Annotated in this window: 22 protein-coding genes and 2 tRNA genes; 10 read left to right on the forward strand and 14 right to left on the reverse strand. The window is 49.5% G+C overall.

What is annotated here, in order from left to right; genetic code table 11:
• Window positions 1–240: 240 nt before the first annotated feature.
• The 8 genes from HQ49_RS02230 to HQ49_RS02265 all read left to right on the forward strand — a co-directional run bounded on the left by HQ49_RS02230 (window position 241) and on the right by HQ49_RS02265 (window position 5,372).
• Window positions 241–312, forward strand: a tRNA-Glu gene (locus tag HQ49_RS02230).
• Between the two features lie 29 nt (window positions 313–341).
• The gene (rpsT, locus tag HQ49_RS02235; protein WP_026292148.1) at window positions 342–596 is read left to right on the forward strand and encodes a 30S ribosomal protein S20; all 255 of its coding nucleotides are present in this window, start codon (window positions 342–344) and stop codon (window positions 594–596) included.
• Between the two features lie 64 nt (window positions 597–660).
• Window positions 661–732: transfer RNA gene (locus HQ49_RS02240), tRNA-Glu, on the forward strand.
• Between the two features lie 282 nt (window positions 733–1,014).
• Window positions 1,015–2,040 (forward strand): tRNA (adenosine(37)-N6)-threonylcarbamoyltransferase complex transferase subunit TsaD, encoded by a 1,026-nt coding sequence (gene tsaD, locus HQ49_RS02245; RefSeq protein ID WP_018964819.1) that lies wholly within the window; start codon window positions 1,015–1,017, stop codon window positions 2,038–2,040.
• Window positions 2,040–2,522 carry a CinA family protein gene (locus tag HQ49_RS02250; protein WP_039418216.1) on the forward strand — a complete coding sequence of 161 codons (483 nt, stop codon included), beginning with the start codon at window positions 2,040–2,042 and terminating at the stop codon, window positions 2,520–2,522. Before tsaD ends, HQ49_RS02250 begins: the two co-directional genes overlap by 1 nt.
• Window positions 2,523–2,562: 40 nt before the next feature.
• Complete coding sequence (locus HQ49_RS02255) at window positions 2,563–3,975, forward strand: PDZ domain-containing protein (RefSeq protein ID WP_235290036.1); 1,413 nt, start codon at window positions 2,563–2,565, stop codon at window positions 3,973–3,975.
• Window positions 3,976–3,984: 9 nt separating this feature from the next.
• A complete protein-coding gene (locus HQ49_RS02260; protein WP_039418220.1) occupies window positions 3,985–4,848 on the forward strand; it encodes a CvfB family protein in 864 nt (287 codons plus the stop codon).
• Between the two features lie 32 nt (window positions 4,849–4,880).
• Window positions 4,881–5,372, forward strand: a complete 492-nt coding sequence (locus tag HQ49_RS02265) for a nucleoside deaminase (RefSeq protein WP_039418221.1) — start codon at window positions 4,881–4,883, stop codon at window positions 5,370–5,372.
• 205 nt (window positions 5,373–5,577) lie between these two features.
• Here HQ49_RS02265 and tpx read toward each other — a convergent pair whose 3' ends face one another.
• From tpx to HQ49_RS02290, 4 genes are all read right to left on the reverse strand, one after another.
• The gene (gene tpx / locus HQ49_RS02270) at window positions 5,578–6,081 is read right to left on the reverse strand and encodes a thiol peroxidase (protein WP_018964814.1); all 504 of its coding nucleotides are present in this window, start codon (window positions 6,079–6,081) and stop codon (window positions 5,578–5,580) included.
• Window positions 6,082–6,162: 81 nt separating this feature from the next.
• Window positions 6,163–6,795, reverse strand: a complete 633-nt coding sequence (locus tag HQ49_RS02275; protein WP_039418223.1) for an O-methyltransferase — start codon at window positions 6,793–6,795, stop codon at window positions 6,163–6,165.
• Window positions 6,796–6,799: 4 nt separating this feature from the next.
• The gene (gene pyk, locus HQ49_RS02280) at window positions 6,800–8,221 is read right to left on the reverse strand and encodes a pyruvate kinase (RefSeq protein ID WP_039418224.1); all 1,422 of its coding nucleotides are present in this window, start codon (window positions 8,219–8,221) and stop codon (window positions 6,800–6,802) included.
• Between the two features lie 305 nt (window positions 8,222–8,526).
• Window positions 8,527–8,952 carry a type II 3-dehydroquinate dehydratase gene (locus tag HQ49_RS02290; RefSeq protein WP_039418225.1) on the reverse strand — a complete coding sequence of 142 codons (426 nt, stop codon included), beginning with the start codon at window positions 8,950–8,952 and terminating at the stop codon, window positions 8,527–8,529.
• A gap of 116 nt (window positions 8,953–9,068) precedes the next feature.
• On the opposite strand from HQ49_RS02290, the gene HQ49_RS02295 reads away from it, so the two are divergent.
• On the forward strand, window positions 9,069–9,995 hold the full coding sequence (locus HQ49_RS02295; RefSeq protein ID WP_039418226.1) for a site-specific tyrosine recombinase: 927 nt from the start codon (window positions 9,069–9,071) through the stop codon (window positions 9,993–9,995).
• Between the two features lie 22 nt (window positions 9,996–10,017).
• On the opposite strand, the gene HQ49_RS12500 is transcribed toward HQ49_RS02295, so the two are convergent.
• Window positions 10,018–10,149: a DUF1661 domain-containing protein gene (locus tag HQ49_RS12500; RefSeq protein WP_394331880.1), complete on the reverse strand. Its 132-nt coding sequence runs from the start codon at window positions 10,147–10,149 to the stop codon at window positions 10,018–10,020.
• Between HQ49_RS12500 and HQ49_RS10560 the strand changes: the two genes are divergently transcribed.
• A complete protein-coding gene (locus HQ49_RS10560; protein WP_278845349.1) occupies window positions 10,094–10,237 on the forward strand; it encodes a DUF1661 domain-containing protein in 144 nt (47 codons plus the stop codon). The genes HQ49_RS12500 and HQ49_RS10560 overlap by 56 nt on opposite strands.
• A 44-nt stretch (window positions 10,238–10,281) precedes the next feature.
• Here the strand turns inward: HQ49_RS10560 and HQ49_RS02300 are convergent, their stop codons facing one another.
• From HQ49_RS02300 to tyrS, 9 genes are all read right to left on the reverse strand, one after another.
• Entirely contained in the window at window positions 10,282–10,878 is a 597-nt protein-coding gene (locus HQ49_RS02300; RefSeq protein ID WP_039418227.1) for a 4'-phosphopantetheinyl transferase family protein, read from the reverse strand.
• 39 nt (window positions 10,879–10,917) lie between these two features.
• Window positions 10,918–12,246 (reverse strand): gliding motility-associated protein GldE, encoded by a 1,329-nt coding sequence (gene gldE / locus HQ49_RS02305; RefSeq protein ID WP_039418228.1) that lies wholly within the window; start codon window positions 12,244–12,246, stop codon window positions 10,918–10,920.
• A 17-nt stretch (window positions 12,247–12,263) separates the two neighbouring features.
• Window positions 12,264–12,734, reverse strand: a complete 471-nt coding sequence (locus HQ49_RS02310; RefSeq protein WP_018964806.1) for a single-stranded DNA-binding protein — start codon at window positions 12,732–12,734, stop codon at window positions 12,264–12,266.
• Between the two features lie 50 nt (window positions 12,735–12,784).
• A complete protein-coding gene (locus tag HQ49_RS02315; protein ID WP_039418230.1) occupies window positions 12,785–13,711 on the reverse strand; it encodes a hydrogen peroxide-inducible genes activator in 927 nt (308 codons plus the stop codon).
• Window positions 13,712–13,784: 73 nt separating this feature from the next.
• Window positions 13,785–14,549 (reverse strand): exodeoxyribonuclease III, encoded by a 765-nt coding sequence (locus HQ49_RS02320; protein ID WP_018964804.1) that lies wholly within the window; start codon window positions 14,547–14,549, stop codon window positions 13,785–13,787.
• A gap of 41 nt (window positions 14,550–14,590) precedes the next feature.
• On the reverse strand, window positions 14,591–15,676 hold the full coding sequence (gene mnmA / locus HQ49_RS02325) for a tRNA 2-thiouridine(34) synthase MnmA (RefSeq protein ID WP_039418232.1): 1,086 nt from the start codon (window positions 15,674–15,676) through the stop codon (window positions 14,591–14,593).
• Window positions 15,677–15,680: 4 nt separating this feature from the next.
• The gene (gene argS / locus HQ49_RS02330; protein WP_039418233.1) at window positions 15,681–17,474 is read right to left on the reverse strand and encodes an arginine--tRNA ligase; all 1,794 of its coding nucleotides are present in this window, start codon (window positions 17,472–17,474) and stop codon (window positions 15,681–15,683) included.
• 230 nt (window positions 17,475–17,704) lie between these two features.
• Complete coding sequence (locus HQ49_RS02335; RefSeq protein WP_039418235.1) at window positions 17,705–18,772, reverse strand: glycosyltransferase family 2 protein; 1,068 nt, start codon at window positions 18,770–18,772, stop codon at window positions 17,705–17,707.
• Between the two features lie 19 nt (window positions 18,773–18,791).
• Window positions 18,792–20,084, reverse strand: a complete 1,293-nt coding sequence (gene tyrS, locus HQ49_RS02340) for a tyrosine--tRNA ligase (protein WP_039418236.1) — start codon at window positions 20,082–20,084, stop codon at window positions 18,792–18,794.
• Between the last annotated feature and the right edge of the window lie 499 nt (window positions 20,085–20,583).

A 20,583-nucleotide genomic window follows, 5' to 3' on the forward strand; every position in this document is an offset into this window, starting at 1 on the left:
TAAGGGCTGTCAACCTAAAGTAGAATTATAGAAAGAACCGGTAAACCAATTGTAGAACTATCCCGCCCAACTGTCAACTTTTTTCAGTACACGTCACTTTTGGAGGAGACAATGGAAAAAGAAGAGTCAAAAGTGCAGAAACTTACATGGTGCAGAAGTAAAATCGTTTGGCAATTTCAGATTTAATACTACCTTTGCAAACGCAAAACGGATTTTTGTCCTTTGCTAAGATCATCCGGAGGCCCATTCGTCTATCGGTTAGGACGCAAGATTTTCATTCTTGAAAGAGGGGTTCGATTCCCCTATGGGCTACAGAATTAAAATTATCACAAGAGAAGGATATGGCAAATCATATTTCATCAGAAAAGCGAATTCGTCAGACAAACGCGCGCAGACTGCACAATCGTTACTATGCCCGTACGGCTCGTAATGCTGTGAAAGCGTTCCGTGCACTGACGGACCGTACTGAAGCTGAAAAGAAATACCCCGTATTGGCATCGATGCTTGATCGCTTGGCCGGCAAGAATATTATTCACAAGAATAAAGCCGCCAATCTGAAGTCAAAGCTCGCTCGCCGCATGAATACATTAGCGTAAGGGAAGACTCTCCCCCCTCGCTCGTACTTGTCTGCGAAGCGGAGAGGAGTGTCAGGCTCGGTTTGGCCCATTCGTCTATCGGTTAGGACGCAAGATTTTCATTCTTGAAAGAGGGGTTCGATTCCCCTATGGGCTACACGCAGAACGAATAGCAGTTCCCATACTAAGGCTGTGTCAAAGGATTATCCCCTTTATGACACAGCCTTAGTCGTTTTGCAGGCAGTCTATACTCAACTTAGAAGCAGTCGGATTTTCCTCTAAAAGAGGTAACTCCTAAGGTTCGGATCCCTCTATCTCTTTGTTTTCTCATGGCAGTACCTTGTCACTAATTGAAAAAACAGCAACACTCGGAGGAAGAATTGGCTCAAACAAGGTTTTATTCGTTCTTTTGCAGATAGAAAAAAGACAAAAGACAGCAATGAAGAAAGACATTATCATATTGGGGATCGAAAGCTCCTGTGACGACACCTCAGCAGCCGTGGTCAGGAACGAAACGATGCTTAGCAACGTGATCGCAGGACAGGCCGTACACAATGCCTATGGGGGAGTGGTGCCCGAACTGGCATCGCGTGCGCATCAGCAGAACATTGTCCCGGTGGTGAGCGAGGCTATCAAACGTGCCGGCATTCGCAAAGAAGAAATTGATGCCATCGCTTTCACCCGTGGCCCGGGTTTGCTGGGATCGCTCCTTGTAGGCACCAGCTTTGCCAAGGGATTGTCTCTTTCCTTGGGTATTCCGATGCTGGAAGTCAATCATCTTCATGCCCATGTCCTGGCCAACTTTCTTCGTGAGCCGGGTGAGGAGTCGCAGCATCCCTCTTTCCCATTCCTGTGCTTGTTGGTTTCGGGGGGCAACTCCCAGATTATTCTGGTTCGCTCTCCTTATGACATGGAGGTAATAGGACAGACGATCGACGATGCAGCCGGAGAGGCTTTCGACAAATGTGCCAAGGTGATGGGGCTGGGTTACCCCGGAGGCCCCATCGTTAATAAGTTGGCCTCCGAGGGCAAACCCGATGCATTCCGCTTTGCCCGTCCTCATGTGTCCGGTTACGACTACAGCTTCAGCGGACTCAAGACATCTTTCCTCTATACTCTGCGCGACAAATTGGCCGAAGATCCCGACTTCGTCGAAAAGAACAAGGCCGATCTGTGTGCCTCTCTTCAGCACACGGTCATAGACATCTTGACGAAGAAACTTCGCCAAGCGGCCAAAGATCATGGCATCAAACAAGTGGCCTTGGCCGGTGGTGTATCAGCCAATACCGGACTGCGCGATGCTTTTCACGATCATGCCCGACGTTATGGCTGGACTGTATTCATCCCCAAATTCGCCTATACGACGGACAATGCTGCCATGGTAGCCATTTCCGGATACTATAAGTACTTGCAGGGCGATTTCTGCCCCATCGATGCCGTCCCATTCTCGCGCATCACGATCTGATGGATAGTCCCGTTATTTCCGAACTGGCGAAGCTCTTGACAGAGCGAGGTCTTACATTGGCTACTGCCGAGAGTTGTACCGGAGGAGCTATTGCTTCGGCTCTAACTCATTGCCCGGGAGCCTCGGTTTTTTTCAGGGGTTCGGTCGTGGCATATCAGAACGACATCAAAATACGCCTTTTGCAAGTGTCCCAAGCCGATATTGAATGCCATACAGTGGTCAGCGAGCCTGTGGCACGCAGTATGGCTGTAGGAGTTTGTCGTCTGCTTGATGCCGATATAGGAATTGCGACTACGGGAATAGCCGGACCTTCGGGCGGTTCGGATCGGGTACCGGTCGGCACAGTTTGGATCGGGCTTGCCATCGGTGAGGATACTTTCGCACACTGCCTGCATCTTAGCGGTACTCGTGAAGAGGTCATCGCTCAGGCCACCGATCAGGTGCTTTTGACTATATTTGACCTCTGTAAAAACAAATTATGACCGGTATAAATCCAATAATAAAATATCAGCAGAAATGAAGATGAATCGTTTATTTGCTGTAGCAATCGCTGCATTGCTTTCAGTAACAGCGACCTTGGCTCAGTCCGCAACGGGGAGCGATCAGGTCTGTCGCATCGGTATGCAGTACCAAATCAGCTATAACGAGCATTGGGGTGCCAATAGGCCTGTTATCATCACGGTAGAGCCGGGCAGTGCTGCCGATGTGGCGGGACTCAAACCCGGCGATGTCATTGAGAAAGTGGCCGGAAAGGCTACTGCTTCGCTGGACGAAGTGGATTTTCAGAAGCTCCTGATCAGTGGAAATACGACCCGACTGGAGGTCTCCGATCTGTCGGGGACCAAGCAAATCACCTTAGGACGTGACTGCCAGTCTCGGTATATTCTGTCCGAACGTCAGTTGGCACGCTCTTTCAGCTTCTATAGCTTGCAGGATGCCAGCGATCGCCGCATCGTGCGTCCATACAAAGTCAAGACATCGACCAAAGCGGACTTTACCAATCTGCGTACATACTCTTTCGCAGCTTCTTCGCCCGACAACGAGGAGATCGATATAGCTGTCTACAAAGAAGTGGGCAAATATCTGAGTGCCATGGGAATGAAGGAGACGCTAAACAATCCCGATGTAATCGTCGATTGTTATTATCTGTTCGACAACAACAAGCTCTTTACCTCATTCAATAGTTCCGCTCCTCATAATTCTTGGCAGTATTCTCCGCGTGACAAGAAGATGATATCGATCCCCATTATGCCGGCCGGCACACAGGAGATCAATGCTCCTTATGTAATCCAGCTCGGTGTACGGCTGATCAACGCCAGGAACAACCTCCAAGTCTTCTGGCAATGCGAGTCGAATGATTTCCTTTCCTCACCTTTGGGGTTGGCGGAATATGCGCGATACAACGTGCCTTTGATGATGATGGAGTTCCCGTTTATTCGCTATCGTGAGAACCCGACGTTCCGTCTGCGGAGTCAGCGTTACTTCTATACGGGGCTGTACTATCAGGCCAATGATCTTTCGCTCGTGGCAGCAGTCGATCCCGACTCTCCAGCAGCGAAGGCAGGGCTGAAAGCCGGAGACCGTATCATCAGCATCAACGGTATTCCTGCTTTGTCCGGATCCGAGGAGTATTCCGCTGCTTATAAAGAGTTTATCAAAAAGACCATGAAGTACCGTACCGAGGAGGACATCTTCACCGATGCCAATGGTTTGGCCGGATGTCGTTATTGGTCACCCAAGAACTACGAGAAGATTGCACGCATAATGGCACAGCCCAAATACAAGCCGGCTTTTGCCTATCTCTTCTTCTTCCGTTCGTACGTGAACGACCAGCAGATTACTTCGTGCGTCTTTCAGGTGCAGCGCGATGGTATGCCCGAATCCATTTTGGTGCAACCCGTCCTGCGCGACGAATCGTCAGTTACGCTTGAGTAATCCCTGCGGATGAAGCGAAGCAAATACCGGCTCGGACGCATAGGCCGTCTGACCATCGACCGTATCGTATCCATCGGGGCATATCTCGATGGAGGCGATACGGATATTTTGTTGCCCAATCGCTATCTCCCGGCGAATGCCGCACCTGGAGTGGAAGTGGAGGTGTTCGTCTATCATGACAATGAAGGCAGACTCATAGCCACCACCATGCGACCGCTTGTCGAAGTGGGACAGGTGGCTCTGCTGCGTGCCGTCTCTGTCACGGATAGTGGGGCGTATATGGAATGGGGCATACACAAGGATCTCTTCGTTCCTTTTCGAGAACAGATGCAGCTCATTCGTGAAGGCGGACGCTATTTCGTCTATGCTTATATCGATCATGTGAGTGGCAAGATCGTCGGCTCGGCGAAGTTGTCCAAACATCTAGGCAACATTCCCCCATCCTACTCCCCCGGGGACGATGTGTCAGCACTGGTTTACGAACGAATCGATCCGGGTTATCGCATGATCGTGGATCATACCCACTGGGGGATGATCTATTCCGATACGTTGCCGATGCCTCTGGCGATCGGAGCACAGCTGAAGGCTTACGTAATTCGCCTCCGCGACGATGGTAAAATCGACCTCTCGCTCAAACCGATAGGCTATGGCCGTATCGACTCCGAGAGCGAACGACTGCTACACATGCTCCGAAGAAGAGGTGGTCGGCTTCCCATTGGAGATAAGAGTTCGCCCGAAGAAATTCTGAAACATACCGGTATGAGTAAGAAAACGTTCAAAATGGCTGTCGGAACGCTCTATCGTCGCCGTTTGATCAGGCTCACTCCTACGTCAATAGATCTGAACGAAACCATATCTACTCCCGAAGCATAAGCCAACAACCAGCCGGAAGCAAACAATCAAACATGCGCAATGCAATGAATCATACGGAACAAGATAAGGAGATGATGCGCGAAGCGATCCGATTGGCAGACGAAAGCGTTGCCAATGGCGGTGGTCCTTTTGGTGCTGTGATAGTAAAAGATGGAGAAATCATTGCGGCAACGAGCAATCGTGTGACCCTCGACAACGACCCCACGGCGCATGCAGAAGTGAATTGCATTCGTATGGCTTGTAAGCGGCTCGGCACTTTCGATCTTTCGGGATGTACCATTTATACCTCATGCGAGCCGTGTCCGATGTGCCTCGGAGCCATCTATTGGGCACGCATAGATCGGATTTTCTATGGTAACGGTCGGCAGGATGCTGCCGATATAGGATTCGATGACAATTTTATCTATCAAGAGTTGGCTCGTCCTTTGGATAGCCGCTCCACTCCGATCATCCCGATGCTGCGGGATGAAGCTCTCCATTCTTTTCGTCTTTGGACAGAAAAAACGGATAAGACCGAATACTAAGGGCTTTCCGGCCCATTGATTTCAGGTTTCCTCCGACCTCCCTCTTCACAATTTACAGCCATTCCTCCGGCTTTTTTCTTTTGTGATAAAAGAGAGAGAGGAGCATCGAAACGTTTGTTTGTTCGGTAGATACTGAAAATGGAATCGGGGCTGCGCCAATGAGATTGGACACAGCCCCGACAATATATTTGGTATTTGAGCGGAATTACTTCAGTGCAGCGATAGCAGCTTCATAATTCGGCTCTTGGGTGATCTCGGGAACAAGCTCTTCGTAAATGATCTTGCCGTTTTCGTCCACCACAACGACGGCACGAGCCAAGAGACCTTTCAGAGGGCCATCGGTCATCAGCAAACCATAACCCTTCTCGAAGCAGTCGCAGCGGAAAGCTGAAACGGTAATAACCTTGTCCAGACCTTCGGCACCACAGAAGCGAGCCTGTGCAAAAGGCAGGTCCTTGGAGAGGCAGAGTACTACCGTATTGTCCAAAGAAGATGCTTCCTGATTGAAACGGCGTACGCTGGCTGCACAGACACCTGTATCTATACTGGGGAATATGTTGATTACCACTCTTTTTCCTTTGAATTCCGAGAGCGATACTTCGCTCAGGTCAGCCTTCACGGCTTTGAAGTCGGGAGCTACTGAACCTACGCCCGGGAGCTGTCCGTTCGTATTGATGTTGATTTTGCCTTGTAATGTTACTGTTGCCATAACTGATAATGCTGTTAGAAATATTTTTAGACTCATTGTAATCATATCTTTATTCCTAAAACAAGGAGTTCGTCTTATTGTTCATCGCACACGAATCATGCTCAGCCCGTCGCGCATCGGAACGATCAAGTTCTCCACCCGCTCATCCTGCATGACCATTTCGTTGAAGCGAAGGATACCCTGTGTTTGGCTATCGGTCGGAAGAGGTTCGGCCACCACCTTACCGTCCCAAAGCGTATTATCGGCCAAGATGAGTGCTCCGGCAGGCAGGTGGTCTATGATCATTTCATAGTAAAGGGTGTATTGTCTCTTGTCTGCATCCATATAAATCAGATCGAAGCATTCATTCTTGACCAAGTCCGGTAGCAGATCCAAGGCCTCACCGATGTGCAATTCGATCTTCGCGCCCAAATCCGATGCCTCCAGATAGCGGCGGATGAAGTCCTCCATCTCGTCGTCGCGCTCCAGCGTGTGGAGCAATCCGTCCGGAGCCAATCCCTCAGCCAAGCAGAGAGAGGCATAGCCGGTATAGGTGCCGATCTCCAAAATCCGGCGTGGCCTCATCAGATGAGAGATCATCGACAGGAAACGTCCCTGCAGGTGTCCGGAGAGCATCCGTGGACGCATCAGGTGCAGATGAGCATCCCGATCCAATTTTTGCAGGAGGGGCGGTTCGGCCGATGTATGTGCCGCAATATATTCGTCGATGGTCATACCCTTAGCGTTCGCGCGAGATCAGATACTTGACCAGATCTATTTCCAGAGCAGTCGTAGAACCTTCCTTCCCACGCAGCCCGCGCATATAAGCCACCATATCCTCCGGCATCAGGCAGTGACCGTCTATGAGATGGAGCAGGGCCGCGCGGAGTCCTTCCTGATGCTCTTCTGTCGCCGATTCGTAGGCGGTAATGACCCCGTAAGAAAGAGCCAACTGGCGAATAATTTTCTCCTCGTAGCAGATGGCGTAGACAGGAACGCGCCCACGGAATGCAGCCAGATAGCGAGCCGTCCTGCCCGTAAAGGAGTCCGTAATGATGGCTTTGACTCCCAGCTTGGCAATACTCTTCACCGCCTGCTTGGCCAAAAAGGCCGTAGTGGTAACATCATCGGCATTGTATGATACACGAATATCATTGGCTGCGATTTTGTTTTTCTCCGCTTCTTCGATTATGCGACTCATCGTGCGCACGGCTTCCAACGGATATTTGCCGTAAGCCGTCTCGCCGCTGAGCATCACGGCATCTGTACGGTAGTAGATCGCATTGGCTACGTCGGTCACTTCCGCTCGTGTAGGGCGAGGATTCTTGATCATCGAGTGGAGCATCTGTGTAGCCACGATCACGGGAGATTTCCGCTCCACACACTTGCGAATCAGCATGCGCTGGATGGCCGGTATTTTCTCTTGGGGAACTTCGATACCGAGGTCTCCACGTGCAATCATCACACCATAGGCCACATCGAGGATTTCGTCTATGTTGTCCACCCCCTCCTGGTTTTCTATCTTGGCAATAATCTTAATATCACTTCCCTCCTTGTCGAGTATGTGCTGAATGTCCAGAACGTCCTGTTTGTTGCGGACGAAGGAGTGAGCGATGAAATCGACCCCCTTGCGGATGGAGTACAGAATATTTTGCTTGTCTTTTTCCGTCAGCGAAGGCAGATTAATCCGGACGCCGGGTACGTTTACACTCTTACGGCTGCCGAGTGTGCCATCATTCAGCAATACACAGGCCAAAGCATCGGCACTCTTGGCCACCACTTCGATTTCCAGATCGCCATCGTCCACCAATATGCGGCTGCCCACCTCCACATCTTGTACGAAGAGCGGGTAGGAAACGCATATACAGTCGTGTGTCGTTTTTTGCTCCGGATCAGGCTTGATCAGGATACGGTCGCCTGCATGAAATTCGATCGGTTCGTCACAAACGGTCGTGCGTACTTCCGGACCTTTCGTATCCATCAGTACCGCCAAGTGAGGAGAAACGGCACGGACATTGCCGATCACACGATCGAAACCCTCCTCGTTCATGTGAGCCGAATTGAGTCGGACTACGTTGATGCCTGCTTCGTAAAGGGAGCGGATAAAGTCCACATCACAGCGAAGGTCGGAAATGGTGGCGACTATTTTTGTTTGTTTCATCTGTTACAATACTATATACAGCGTTTGATTTTATTAGTCTTTAGAAATCAGCTTAATGTTTTCTTCTGTTTCTTGATCCCACCGGATAAACAACTCTCCGGATATTACCTTGGGATAGAAATGTATCGAGTCTTTTTCCACTGAAAGTTTTTCTGAATCTATTTCACACGTGTAGACAGTGTCTTCATGAGTAATGCGGACTTGTAAAGTCTTAAAATCTTTCGGATTCCCATATTTGACTCTACAATTTTTACTTTTCGCAATTTTTCGATTTCTAACTAATTTTTCCAACATAGAGCTATTGTTTATTCTTTCACCAAAAAATCTACTGCCAACCGGTAGCTCTCCAACCCAAAACCTGATATGATTCCCCGACAAGCCGGTGCTATCATCGACTGCCGGCGGTACTCCTCGCGTGCAAAGATGGAACTGATATGCACCTCCACTACCGGAATGCCGATGGCTCGGATGGCATCCAGCAAGGCGACGGACGTATGCGTATAACCACCGGCATTGAGCACTACACCCATGGCACCGCTTTGCTCGGCGCGGTAAAGGGCATCGATCAGTTCACCCTCATGGTTGCTCTGATAGTAAGAGATGGTAGCATCGGGATAAAGACCTCGCAGATCTTCGAGATAAGCATCGAACGGACGAGGGCCGTAGATTTCCGGTTCTCGCTTGCCCAGCGACGCCAGATTGGGACCATTGATAATGTGTATAAGCTTCATAACGATTGTTTATCTTTGGGAGGCAGAGCCATAAAAAACGGCTTATGGCACAGACTCTCCTTTCGGCGTGTGCATAGGTCTGCACACGACCTCTACAAAGGTATAGATATTTGACAATGATAGAAGATAGCCTTTCCAAGCGTTACAAGTCCTACCTCAGTCTGGAACTTCACCTGACACCCAACAGCGTAGATGCTTACCTAAAGGATTTGAGCAAGTTAGACTCTTATCTCACGGCTGAGGGCATCTCTTTTCGAGAGGTTTCGTATGAAAATCTTCAACATTTCGTAGCCGAATTGTATGACCTCGGCATCAGTGCACGTTCGATAGCGCGTATCATCAGCGGTGTCAAGAGTTTCTTCCGCTTCCTCGTTTTGGAAGAGTATATCGAATCGGATCCAACCGAGTTGCTCGAAGGCCCTCGCATCGGTGTCCATCTGCCTACGGTATTGACCATCGAAGAAATCGATCGATTGATCGGAGCGATCGATCCGGCGGCTCAGTTCGCCCGGCGCAATCGCGCCATTCTGGAAATACTCTATAGTTGTGGCCTGCGTGTCAGCGAACTGACTTCTTTGAAATTCGGCAACCTCTTCCTCAACGAATCGTTCTTGCGTATCGATGGCAAGGGACGCAAACAGCGTCTCGTACCCATGAGCGAGGCTGCTATCACCGAGCTGAAGCGGTATCTGTCCGATCCCGAACGCCCGACCCCTGTTCGTGGACAGGAGGAGTACGTGTTTCTGAGCAATCGTGGCAAAGCCATCTCCCGCATCATGGTTTTCGTCATGATCAAGAAGCTGGCAGAAGAAGCCGGCATAACGAAGAGTATCAGCCCCCATACATTCCGCCACAGCTTTGCCACCCATCTGCTCGAGGGGGGGGCTAATCTACAGGCCATTCAGCTCATGCTTGGCCATGAGAGCATTGCCACGACGGAGATCTATACCCATATCGACAGAGAAACGCTCCGACATGAAATCGAGACCTACCATCCGCGCAATCAATCCTACCGTCGATCCGGTTCCGAAGCTGACCAATAAGAAATTTCAGCTGGCCGCTTCATCAGAAAAAGACGAACCACAAAATGGAGAATTGCGGTTCAAGAATCGCTGAAAACACGCGCGTAAAAAATTTCGTTTTGGTTCGAGAATTTTTTCGTTCCCGAACCGGAGCGAAAAAAATCTCAGACCACATTTTTACACCCCATACGCATGAGTTTTTTGGAACGAGAATACGAAGAGGGATAAAGGGGGCCGAAGCCCACGATTTTTCTTTTCTGTAAAATGGGGACGGAGAGGCCGAGAGATCTAAATCCGACTTAGGAAGTTAGCGGCTACGGCTGCAATGGCATGCACAGGTGAGGACAAATTCGTCAGTGCAAAGGGCCTGAACGGAAATGAGAATATCGCTGCCGCACGAATCCGAATAGATCAGATCGAAAGGGAACAGCGTGTTTTCGCTCGGCAATTCGGGGGGAAGTGCTGCATCAAAGCGTTTGAGGGAAGCATCGGAGGGATTGAAAATTTTGTATGCGGTCTCTTTGGCACTCCATATAATGGTCGCAAGCAATCGTCGTCTCGCCTCATCCACAGACATCAGCCATTCGTACTCTCGCTCATTCACGAACCGCGGGACTACTCGCAGAGCAAGATCCGATAGCATCTCAATGTCGATGCCCGGTATCAGGCTTGACGGTGTCACATAGATAGCTCCATAAGAACCCGTATGGCTGATACTGATGTTGTGTGCCGAGTCGAGTACCGGCTTACCACTTGGCAGATGTCCGATTGGCGGAGTATCGTGGGGAAAAACCTGTCGAAGGAGGAGTGAGATCCTTTGCCTTTCATCCTCACGTTTATTATCGGAGCCTTTTTCAAAGCGGCCGACAAGTACACCGGGGATATTGATGGGGAACAAATACATACGGGACAGGATCCAATCGAAAGAGGAGAGGACGGGGGGCTATTCCGTCTCCCAAGTGCGTTCAAAAGGGAAAATCTTGATTTCGATGATTCGACGCTTGTCCATTTGGGTCACCTGAAAACGGAATGGTTCGTATGCCGCCGTATCGCCTACATGGGGCAGCTCCTGCTTGATCTCCAGGAAGAGTCCACTAAGCGTATCGACCTCATCGCCCAATTCGCCGAAAGCGTCTTCAGGCAAGTCGAGATAGTGTCGCACATCAGAGAGAGAGGTTTTCCCTTCAAAGAGATAACTGCCATCCTCCAGCACCTTGAAGGGGAGTTCTTCCTCGTCGTATTCGTCGGTAATCTCACCGACGATCTCTTCCAATATGTCCTCCATCGTGATCAGTCCGCATGTACCTCCGAACTCATCCACTACGATGGAGACATGCACCTTGTTGGCTCTGAACTCTTCGAGCAGGTCGTCTATACGTTTGTTTTCGGGGACAAAATATGCTTTGCGAATCAGAGGGTGCCAATCGAAATCATCGTCTTTCTCCATGTGGGGAATAAGATCCTTGATGTAAATCACCCCTTTGATATTGTCCTCCGAGCCCTCGGATACAGGAAGCCTGGAGTAGCCTGACGAAACGACAAAGTCCAGCATCTTACGAAATGGCCAACTCAGGTCTACATCCACAATATCCATACGCGGGACCATGATCTCGCTGGCAGTCTTGTTATAGAATTTGATGATTTCGTTGATCATTTCTTTCTCCTCCGGCTCCCCTTCGGTGGTAGTGAGAGCCACTGCTTTCGACAGTTCGTCCACGGAGATGTCGTATTTTTTCTTGCTGATACTCCGGGTAACAATACCGGTACTCTTGACCAGCAATTTGGAAAACGGTGACAACACCTTATAGATAACGGACATAGCCGCAGCAGAAAAGCGCGAGTATTGCAGGGGATTTTTCCGTGCATACACTTTCGGCAGGATCTCCCCGAACAGCAAAAGGATCGTGGTCAGAAGTATCGTTTGGATAAGGAAACCGACGATGGGAGAAGAGAAATCGAACGTCTGTTCGATGGCGTAATTGGAAAGGATAACGATAGCTACGTTGATGACATTATTTCCGATCAGAATGGTGGCCAATAGCTGATTCGAATTGTCTAATAAATTGGAGAGCGAGATGTCGGAAGAGTGATTCCGTTCGCGGATATTTTGCAGATCGATCGGCTTTAGTGAGAAGTAAGCGACCTCACACGAGGACATAAAGGCCGAACAGCAAAGAAGAAGCAGGTCGATAATGAAAGCCACTATGGCTGCTGCACCGATGGAATTGACCCGAATCCCTTCAAAAAAATCAGTAATAAGGTGTAAGTCCAAAATAAATCTGATTTGGGTTAGAACGGAAGGTCGGACGGAGGTTCCGAACTTTCTTCTTTCGCCGTATCACGGACGAATGAAGAAGACGCAAGGGGCGTCGTATCTTGAGTCGATGAAGATGTCTGTGAAGTTCTGCTCTCGTCTCGATTGGAGGAACCGCTTTCAAAAAAGTTGATTTTCTCGGCAAGGATTTCCGTCACTTGGCGGCGAACTCCTGTATTGTCCACATACGTGCGGTAGCGGATCTTTCCTTCGACATACAGGAGACTTCCTTTCTTGATCCACTTCTCGGCAAAAATGGCCAACTCACGATAAGCAACTACATTGTGCCATTCCGTTCGCTCCGGCACTTCAGTACCATTGGCCAGCTTGTAGCCTCGCTCGGAAGTAGCCAGCGAAAAGTTTGCGACAGCCGAATTGCTGTCGAAATACCGAATCTCGGGATCCTTGCCCGTACGGCCTATTAAAATGACTTTATTCAGAGACATGAGCAATTTCTAACCAAGTGAACGAAACAAAAATAGGAAATATGATTCGTTCAAGCCAAATGCTGTCCCGTATGCAACTTGTGCATATCCGATGGGACGGCCGAACGCAGCAAGCTAATCAACTGCTCACGCAGTCTCTGGCGAGAATAATCCTGACGCACTGCCAGACGTACTTCCCTGACCGGACGAGGCATACCGAACGGACGCACCAGCTCCTTCTGCGAAGGCGATAATTGCTCCACGGTCAGTTGTGGAATAAACGTAATTCCCTGACCGCTCTCCACCAGTCGCATGAATGCTTCCATGCTACCGCCGGAATATGCAGTCTGGCGTTCGTGCAAGCCCTTCATCTGACAAAAACGCACGAGCTGATCTCTGAAGCAATGGCCTTCGTCCAACAACCAAAGACGATGAGGATCGACCTCGGTAGTGCGAATTACGTCTTGCTCGAATAGTGGTTCACAGCGCGACACATACCCCAGAAACTCCTCATAATAGAGCAAGTCGTCTTCAAGCCCTTCGGTCTCGGTCTTGGAGGCTATAATAGCCATATCTATTTCTCCGGACAGAAGGGACGCCAGACAACGGGATGTCTGCATTTCGCTGACGTGTATTTCCAATCCTGCCAGCTCTTTTTTCCAGATCGGGAGGACGCGAGGCAGGAGATAGGGCGCGATGGTTGGCAAAACGGCTATATTCAGTCTGCCGGTGAGCGATTGCTGCTCTTCCTCGATTATCCGTGTGATACTGTTAAGATCGTACAGTATTTGCTTGGCTTGTGAAATGACAAGCGCACCTATCGGTGTCGGCTCTATCGGCTGTCGGCTCCTGTCGAAAAGCTTAGCACCAAGTTCTTCCTCCAGTTTGAGAATCATGGTGCTGAGCGTAGGCTGCGAGACATTGCAGTAATCTGCAGCTTTGGCAAAGTGTCGGAACTTATCCAATGCGGCTATGTATTCGAGCTGCTGTATATTCATGGGGAAGGATTGTTTTGTATTAGGGAAAATAATATCTGCGATACGGGCAGAAGCCGGACAGCTTCCGATGTGATTATTCAGCTATTTCCAAGACTACCGGACAGTGATCCGAGTGGACGGCTTCATTCAATATGTCGGCACCTTTTATTCGGTCGGTCAGATTGTTTGTCACCATACAGTAATCTATGCGCCAGCCCTTATTGCGGCTGCGTGCTTGGAAGCGATAGCTCCACCAAGAGTATAGGACTAACTCCGGATGGGTATGACGAAAAGTATCGACATATCCGTCCGCCAAGAAACGGCTCATCCATTCGCGTTCTTCCGGAAGGAAGCCGCTGTTTTTGGCATTACGGATGGGATCATGAATGTCAATAGGTTCGTGACAGATATTGTAGTCGCCACACAGAATCAAGTTAGGGCGGCTCTTACGGAGTTCATTGACATAGGACTGAAAACGCTCCAGCCATACCATCTTGAAGGCCTGACGCTCATCGCCACTCGTCCCGGATGGATGATAAACGCTCACGACAGAAAGATCGCCGAAGTCGGCACGGATAAAACGACCTTCCGCATCGTATTCTTCCATACCCATACCGTATTCTATATGATCAGGCTGATGCTTTGTGATGATGGCGACACCGCTATATCCTTTCTTTTGGGCCGAAAAAAGATAGGAGCGGTAGCCCAATGCTTCAAATTCTTCTTTTTCGAACTGGTCATTCTGCATCTTGGTTTCCTGCAGGCACAGCACATCGGGATTCTCTTCTCGAAGCCAACCGATCAGATCTTTCTTCATCGCAGCCCGAAGGCCATTGACATTATAACTGATAATTTTCATTCTTCTATATGTTTACACTATCCAAATAATTAGGAAACTGGTTATCTCCCTTTTGTGATCATACCACTTCCGTAGCAGAGATGGTGGTTTTCATCGTAGATCACACAATATTGCCCGGGAGCAATACCCTGGATTCGATCTTCGCTCTCAAGGCGATAGCCTTTTTCGCCCTTATAAAGCAATCCGCGTGTGAATTCGGGTGTATGCCGGATCTTGAACGTCACGGGTGTAGCATCTTCCCGATCCCAATACCCTGCATCATAGGCATCCTCGGTAATGAAGTCGAAGGTCTCCATCTCTATCGTCTTGCCGTATTGGGTATCAGGGTCGTACCCTCTGCTAACGAGGATGATATTACGTTTGATATCTTTCTTGACTACGAACCAAGGCCCTCCACTGAGTCCCAATCCTTTGCGCTGCCCTATCGTATGGAACCAGTAACCCTGATGGCGGCCTATTACTTTCCCTGTTTCCAGTTCGATTATCCGGCCTTCTTTCTTTCCCAGATAACGTTCTATGAAGTCATTGTAGTCTATCTTTCCAAGAAAACAAATACCCTGACTGTCTTTTCTTTTGGCACTCGGCAATCCGGCAGCATCGGCAATAGCACGCACTTCGGACTTCAACAGATGGCCAATGGGAAACATGAGTTTGGATATTTGAGCGAAGTTAATCTGCGCCAAAAAATCCGTTTGGTCCTTGACCGGATCTTTGGCTGTAGCCAGATAAGTCTTTCCGTTCAGGATGTCGGTCGTAGCATAATGTCCTGTGGCGATTCGATCGAATTGGTAACCCCAACGCTCTTCGAAACAGCCGAATTTGATCAGCTTATTGCACATCATATCGGGATTGGGAGTCAATCCCCGGCGAACAGTTTCCACCGTATAGCTGACCACACGCTCCCAATACTCCTTGTGGAGATCGACTACCTCAAAGGGGCACCCATAGCGACGAGCAATCAGTGTCGTCAGTTCTATATCCTCTTCTGCCGGACAATCTATATAACCATCCTTATCCTCCATTCCTATCCGGATGTAGAAGATAGCAGGCTTATATCCCTCCTCACAAAGACGATGAACGACTACGGAGCTGTCCACTCCTCCCGACACCAATGCTGCTACATTCATCTGCTTACATCCTTTCGGGCATCTCGATGCCGAGGAGAGCGAAACCTTTCCGCATCGTGAGAGCTACAACCTCGGAAAGAGCCAGACGGAATGCACGGACACGTTCATCTTCCTCCTTGAGCACCGAAAAGTCGTGATAGAACTGGTTGTACTCCTTCACCAAATCGTATATATAGTTTGCTATAAGAGCAGGGCTGTAAGAGCGACCGGCTTCACTGACAACCTCAGCATATTCGCTCACTTTTTGAATCAGAGCCTCCTCCTTCTCGCTCAGGGGAAGGTCCGCAGGCAGCTGAGATGGGATGTCATAGCCCGCAGCCTCTGCACGCCGCATCAGCGAACGAATACGTGCATAAGTGTACTGGACAAAAGAACCCGTATTGCCATTGAAATCAATAGACTCTTTCGGGTTGAAAGTCATGTTCTTACGCGGATCTACTTTGAGGATGAAATACTTGAGAGATCCCAAGCCTACGATACGGGCTACCTCACGAGCTTCCTCTTCGTCCATTTCTGCCGCCTTGCCGGCTTCGGCAGCTATCTCGGCAGCTGTTCTGATCATTTCATCCATCAGATCATCCGCATCAACGACTGTACCTTCGCGACTTTTCATCTTCCCTTCGGGCAACTCCACCATACCGTAGCTGAAGTGTACCAGCCCTTTGCCAAACTCAAAGCCAAGAAGATCCAACAGGATGGACAGGACTTGGAAGTGGTAGTTCTGCTCATTGCCGACTACATAGATCATACGGTTGATAGGATAGTCATTGAAACGCATCTTGGCCGTACCTATATCCTGTGTCATGTACACCGATGTACCATCAGCACGCAAAAGCAATTTTTCATCCAAGCCATCCTTTGTCAGATCCGCCCACACAGAACCATCCGAATGTCTGACAAACAAGCCTTCCTCCAAACCCCTCAGCACTTCTTCCTTGCCGACGAGATAGGTTTCGGATTCATAGTATATCTTGTCGAAGTCTACACCCATCATCTTGTATGTGGCATCGAATCCGTCGTATACCCACTGATTCATAGTACGCCAGAGATCGACGACCTTTTCGTCTCCTGCCTCCCACAATCGTAGCATCTCACGAGCTTCAGCCATGAGGGTGCTTGCGGCTTCGGCTTCTTCTTTGCTCTTACCTTCAGCCATAAGGGAATTGAGTTCGGCTTTGTAGTGCTTATCGAAAAGGACATAGAAGTCTCCGATCAGATGATCGCCTTTCTTACCGGCCTTCTCCGGCGTCACACCATCTCCCCACTTTTGCCAAGCGAGCATGGACTTACAGATATGAATGCCTCGGTCATTTACGATATTAGTCTTGACCACACGATAGCCATTGGCTTTCATGATCTCGGAAAGACTATAACCCAATAGGTTGTTACGTACGTGTCCAAGGTGTAACGGCTTATTGGTATTCGGAGAAGAATACTCCACCATTACCAGTGGGCTATCCTCTGTCGCGAGCTTATGACCGAAGTCGATGTCGGCTCGGATCTCGTTCAGCAGCTCCAACCACACCCTCGGAGCAATGGTCAGATTGAGAAATCCCTTTACCACTTCGATGCCAGATACTGCCGACTCGTTTGCAAGCAACCATTCTCCTATTTCCGCGGCAGTCGCTTCGGGGCTTTTGCGAGACATCTTGACAAAAGGGAAAACCACCAAAGTCAGGTGTCCTTTGAATTCGCGCTTGGTCTTCTGTAATTGAATCTGCCCCTCCACAGGATCTGTTCCGTAAAGGGCTTTCACTGCTGATGCAGCACTATTCTCCAATTTTTGCAGGATGGACATATATCTCTAATTGTCGTTATCTGTTTTTTCCTTTTAATCTAAATGTACACAAAGGTAGGCTTTTTATTGCCTTCCAAGTTAAGAGAAGGTCAGACTGATCACAAAGCCAAAAGCGCATCCGAAGAGGTAAAGAATAAAGGCAAATACAGCCATGGGGTGATCCGAATACGATCACACACAACCTCTTTCTTTCAAAACAGTTGGGATTTCCCTCTTCGGAGGGATATCTGTCAAGGTGAAATCACCCTTTTTGTAGTATCATTCGTCAGATGAAAGGTGTGCTTCCTATCGGCCAACTTCTCCATGGTCAGAAGGAGGCGATCGCAAGTCACCTCATCGGTATTGATCAGGATATGGCTGCGGTCGTGATAGGCAGATATAGCAGCCTCTCCCTCAGAAGGATGCCAATAGAATATTTTGGCAGGCTTCTCTGCCACCGGAGTCTTCCTCAGACCACGAAGCATCAAGGCAAGGGCCGTACGCGCTTTGATGACGACATTGATCAGTCCATGAAGCAGCGGGTTCATCTTGTTTCTATAGTATTTATCGAAAAACAAACCCATCGCCCCATAGAACGAACGAAGATATTTAACATCGGTGACCGACGAACTCTCTCCTTTGTAATGAAGAATAGGAGTCGGATAGTAATAGTTGTCGTATCCGCCCAATATCAAGCGATAAGAGAGGTCGATATCCTCGCCATACATAAAAAAACGCTCATCGAGCAACCCGACCTTATCCAATGCCTCCCGACGCATCAGCATAAAAGCACCGGACAGCACCTCTACTTTGTGCACCTCGTCACGGCTGAGATAACTGAGGTGATAGCGATTGAAACGAGACGAATGCGGAAAGAGTCGGTTAAGCCCGGACAACTTACAGAAGGACACCCATGGAGAAGGAAATCCGCGCTTGCTCTCAGGCAAAAAGCGGCCATGACCATTGAGCATCTTTACGCCCAGTCCGCCTGCATTAGGCTTCGAATCCATAAAGTCCACCACAGTACGCAGTGTACTTTCTCCGATAAGGGTATCGGGATTGAGCAAGAGTACGTATTGCCCCTTACTGAGACGGATAGCCTGATTGTTGGCGCGAGAGAAACCTACATTCTCCTCGTTAGCTACAAAATGAACTTCGGGGAAACGGCATTGAAGATACTCTACCGAACCATCCCCCGAATTATTGTCTACGACCCATACCTCCGTATCAATCCCTTGGGCAGACTTTCGCACGGAGAGAAGGCACTGTTCCAAGAAATACGGAACACGATAATTGACAATAACGATGGATAGTTTCATGAATGCGCTATCCGGGTATTCACTCCACGATGATCAGATAATAGCTTTTCTTGCCTTTTTGCGCCAGCAGATAGCGGTCGGACAAGAGGTCGTCCTCTCCTACCGTTTGTTCCGCATCGACTACTTTCTCTTTGTTCAGGCTCACTCCGCCGGCTTTCACCGTCTTGCGCAATTCACCTTTGGACGGGAATATATCGGTAGCATCGGCCAGCAAATCGACCAATGAAATTCCTGTGGCTATCCTGCTGCGCTCCACATGATACTGCGGCACACCGGCAAAGACATCGAGGAGAGTGGCCTCGTCAAGCTTGCGCAATTGCTCTGTCGTACTCTTGCCAAAGAGGATCTCGCTGGCTTCGACAGCAGCATCGTAGGCTTCACGACTGTGTACCATGACGGTGATCTCTTCTGCCAATCTCTTCTGCAAGGGGCGTAGATGCGGAGCCTCGGCCTGACGATTTGCCAGTTCTGCTATCTCGTCCTGATTCAGTCCCGTGAAGATTTTGATATACTTTTCGGCATCGGCATCGCTCACATTGAGCCAGAACTGGTAGAAGGCATAAGGAGAAGTTCTGGCAGGATCCAGCCAGATGTTGCCGCTCTCCGTTTTTCCAAACTTACCACCGTCGGCTTTGGTAATAAGCGGACAAGTAAGGGCGAAGGCCTCTCCTCCGTCCTTGCGTCTGATAAGCTCCGTTCCGGTGGTAATGTTACCCCACTGGTCCGAACCACCCATCTGCAAGCGGCAGTCCTCATTCCGATATAGATAGAGATAGTCGTAGCCCTGCAGAAGCTGGTAGGAGAATTCCGTAAAGGACAGACCGGTGCTGCTCTCGGCACTAAGGCGTTTCTTCACAGAATCCTTTGCCATCATATAATTGACGGTAATATGCTTGCCGATGTCCCGAATGAAACCGAGGAAAGAATAGTCCTTCATCCAATCGTAATTGTTCACGAGCTTCGCGGCATTGGGTGCATCGCTATCGAAATCGAGGAACTTGGCCAGTTGCTGCTTGATGCAGTCCTGATTGTGCCGAAGAGTGGCTTCGTCCAAGAGAACTCGTTCGGCCGACTTCATCGAAGGATCCCCTATCATTCCCGTAGCACCACCTATAAGAGCGATGGGCCGATGGCCGGCACGCTGGAAATGGCGCAGCATCATCACACCCACGAGGTGCCCGATGTGCAACGAATCAGCCGTAGGGTCAATGCCGACGTATGCCGACGTCATACCTTTGTTCAAGTGTTCCTCTGTACCGGGCATAATATCGTGGATCATACCCCGCCAACGCAGTTCTTCTACAAAGTTCATTTGTTTGTCGTATGTGTATTTTGGAAATGCATCCGAAGCCTACAGCCATGCGGTTGTGGCTCCTTGACGAGCAAAGGTAAGCATAATGCATATATTGCCATTCCTAAACCAAACGAGGATGTCGCAAACCTTATTGCCTGAACGATAACGTCAGTTCGATCCGGCCCCAAGTTCCCTATTTGCACTTAGATCGAACTGACATTCAATACGAGTATAGTCCATTATTATCTGTAGCTCAGGTGCAGAGGGAACCGGCCGAAAGCCGGCTTTAGAGAGTTATTCATTACTCTGCAAGCAGTGCTCCGGAGAGAGGTTTCGATCGGTAGGGGCCGGTTCTGCCGACTGCTAAGAGCCGGGGCGACTTAATGCCCTGCAATCGGGGTTTTCGCCCTAAGACAACCAATACCTGAGACACCGGGGCAACTGGCTCAATACAGTGCCTGAACCCATACTCGGAAGTCCGAGAAAGCACACATCGCTATGCCCTCCCCCCCCCTGT

Origin of the sequence: Porphyromonas gulae, assembly GCF_000765945.1 — a bacterium.
Lineage (GTDB): Bacteria > Bacteroidota > Bacteroidia > Bacteroidales > Porphyromonadaceae > Porphyromonas > Porphyromonas gulae.

Bases quoted from the DNA above. Each gene is read 5' to 3' on its own strand.
- rpsT (WP_026292148.1), top strand. From the start codon at position 342: ATGGCAAATCATATTTCATCAGAAAAGCGAATTCGTCAGACAAACGCG.
- tsaD (WP_018964819.1), top strand. From the start codon at position 1,015: ATGAAGAAAGACATTATCATATTGGGGATCGAAAGCTCCTGTGACGAC.
- HQ49_RS02250 (WP_039418216.1), top strand. From the start codon at position 2,040: ATGGATAGTCCCGTTATTTCCGAACTGGCGAAGCTCTTGACAGAGCGA.
- HQ49_RS02255 (WP_235290036.1), top strand. From the start codon at position 2,563: ATGAATCGTTTATTTGCTGTAGCAATCGCTGCATTGCTTTCAGTAACA.
- HQ49_RS02260 (WP_039418220.1), top strand. From the start codon at position 3,985: ATGAAGCGAAGCAAATACCGGCTCGGACGCATAGGCCGTCTGACCATC.
- HQ49_RS02265 (WP_039418221.1), top strand. From the start codon at position 4,881: ATGCGCAATGCAATGAATCATACGGAACAAGATAAGGAGATGATGCGC.
- tpx (WP_018964814.1), bottom strand. From the start codon at position 6,081: ATGGCAACAGTAACATTACAAGGCAAAATCAACATCAATACGAACGGA.
- HQ49_RS02275 (WP_039418223.1), bottom strand. From the start codon at position 6,795: ATGACCATCGACGAATATATTGCGGCACATACATCGGCCGAACCGCCC.
- pyk (WP_039418224.1), bottom strand. From the start codon at position 8,221: ATGAAACAAACAAAAATAGTCGCCACCATTTCCGACCTTCGCTGTGAT.
- HQ49_RS02290 (WP_039418225.1), bottom strand. From the start codon at position 8,952: ATGAAGCTTATACACATTATCAATGGTCCCAATCTGGCGTCGCTGGGC.
- HQ49_RS02295 (WP_039418226.1), top strand. From the start codon at position 9,069: ATGATAGAAGATAGCCTTTCCAAGCGTTACAAGTCCTACCTCAGTCTG.
- HQ49_RS12500 (WP_394331880.1), bottom strand. From the start codon at position 10,149: ATGTGGTCTGAGATTTTTTTCGCTCCGGTTCGGGAACGAAAAAATTCT.
- HQ49_RS02300 (WP_039418227.1), bottom strand. From the start codon at position 10,878: ATGTATTTGTTCCCCATCAATATCCCCGGTGTACTTGTCGGCCGCTTT.
- HQ49_RS02310 (WP_018964806.1), bottom strand. From the start codon at position 12,734: ATGTCTCTGAATAAAGTCATTTTAATAGGCCGTACGGGCAAGGATCCC.
- HQ49_RS02315 (WP_039418230.1), bottom strand. From the start codon at position 13,711: ATGAATATACAGCAGCTCGAATACATAGCCGCATTGGATAAGTTCCGA.
- HQ49_RS02320 (WP_018964804.1), bottom strand. From the start codon at position 14,549: ATGAAAATTATCAGTTATAATGTCAATGGCCTTCGGGCTGCGATGAAG.
- mnmA (WP_039418232.1), bottom strand. From the start codon at position 15,676: ATGAATGTAGCAGCATTGGTGTCGGGAGGAGTGGACAGCTCCGTAGTC.
- argS (WP_039418233.1), bottom strand. From the start codon at position 17,474: ATGTCCATCCTGCAAAAATTGGAGAATAGTGCTGCATCAGCAGTGAAA.
- HQ49_RS02335 (WP_039418235.1), bottom strand. From the start codon at position 18,772: ATGAAACTATCCATCGTTATTGTCAATTATCGTGTTCCGTATTTCTTG.
- tyrS (WP_039418236.1), bottom strand. From the start codon at position 20,084: ATGAACTTTGTAGAAGAACTGCGTTGGCGGGGTATGATCCACGATATT.